Raw genomic sequence first — 1,322 nt, 5'->3', positions numbered from 1 at the left:
TTCACGGTTGAGTGCGAAGTAGCAGGTGTGGATAAGCCTGTAATCGGTAAAGGCACCAGCCGCCGCAAGGCAGAACAGGCGGCAGCAGAAACAGCACTAGAGCAATTAACTAATGGCTGATAACGAATTCGATATCGATGCGTTTTTCGCATCACATGGTGAGGTGAGCTCACCGGAAAACCAGCATTGTGGTTTCATTGCCATTGTTGGTCGTCCTAACGTGGGTAAATCGACGCTTCTGAACAAAATTCTAGGTCAGAAGATTTCGATCACGTCACGTAAGCCACAAACGACGCGTCACCGTATCATGGGCGTCGACACAGATGGCGATTACCAAGCGATTTACGTTGATACTCCAGGACTTCACATTGAAGAAAAACGTGCAATCAACCGTTTGATGAACCGCGCTGCAAACTCATCGTTGAGTGACGTGAACCTAGTTTTCTTCTTGGTTGATGGTACCCATTGGACTAAAGACGACGAGATGGTGTTGACCAAGCTTCAGAAATCGAACTTCCCTGTTGTACTTTGTGTTAACAAAGTCGATAACGTGCAAGATCGTAATGAAGTGATGCTACACATGGCTGAAATGTCTAAAAAAATGGACTTTGTCGATGTAGTGCCAATCTCTGCGAAGCAAGGTAAGAACATTGATGTATTGCGCAAGCACGTACGTAATCACCTGCCGAAAGCGACGCATCACTTCCCTGAAGAATACGTAACGGATCGCTCTCAGCGTTTCATGGCTTCAGAAATCGTACGTGAAAAGCTAATGCGCTTTACTGGTGATGAATTGCCATATTCTGTAACGGTTGAGATTGAGCGTTTCGATTACAACCCAGAAACGGACGGTTTCCATATCAATGCGTTGATTCTTGTTGAACGTAATGGTCAGAAGAAGATGGTTATTGGTAAAGGCGGCGAGAAGATCAAAACCATTGGTCGTGAAGCACGTCTGGATATGGAAGAGTTGTTCGGTCGTAAAGTTTATCTAGAGACTTGGGTGAAAGAGAAGTCTGGTTGGGCAGATGACGAACGTGCACTACGCTCACTGGGTTACATCGACGATCTATAATTTGAGGCGAGAGCACTTCGTTTCAATATTAAGTAGAATCCAATATCGATTAAAATAAGGAGCCGCATGGCTCCTTATTTTTTACTATTCTGGCATTAGATTTTTAGGCACACAGATTTAGATGAGCAACTTATCCGCAGAAGGTTTTCAACGCTGCTTTGTCCTGCACCGACGCCCTTACAGTGAATCGAGCTTAATCCTTGATGTATTTAGCGAGGAATATGGTCGTATCACGTTAATGGCCAAG

Annotated in this window: 3 protein-coding genes; all 3 read left to right on the top strand. The window is 44.8% G+C overall.

Going from position 1 to position 1,322, the window contains the following annotated elements; genetic code table 11:
* Nucleotides 1-120, top strand: a 120-nt coding sequence (locus R7P67_RS24685; RefSeq protein WP_318086302.1) for a putative dsRNA-binding protein, incomplete at its 5' end; no start/stop codon positions are given.
* Nucleotides 113-1,075 carry a GTPase Era gene (gene era, locus R7P67_RS24680; RefSeq protein WP_318086300.1) on the top strand — a complete coding sequence of 321 codons (963 nt, stop codon included), beginning with the start codon at nt 113-115 and terminating at the stop codon, nt 1,073-1,075. The genes R7P67_RS24685 and era, both read left to right, overlap by 8 nt.
* 121 nt (nt 1,076-1,196) lie before the next feature.
* Nucleotides 1,197-1,322, top strand: a 126-nt coding sequence (locus tag R7P67_RS24675; protein ID WP_318086301.1) for a recombination protein O N-terminal domain-containing protein, incomplete at its 3' end; no start/stop codon positions are given.

This window comes from Vibrio sp. Vb0937 (assembly GCF_033338855.1).
This window is presented reverse-complemented; position numbering and strand designations above follow the sequence as displayed.

Excerpts from the sequence above, each read along its gene's own strand:
- era (WP_318086300.1), top strand. The coding sequence starts at position 113 with ATGGCTGATAACGAATTCGATATCGATGCGTTTTTCGCATCACATGGT.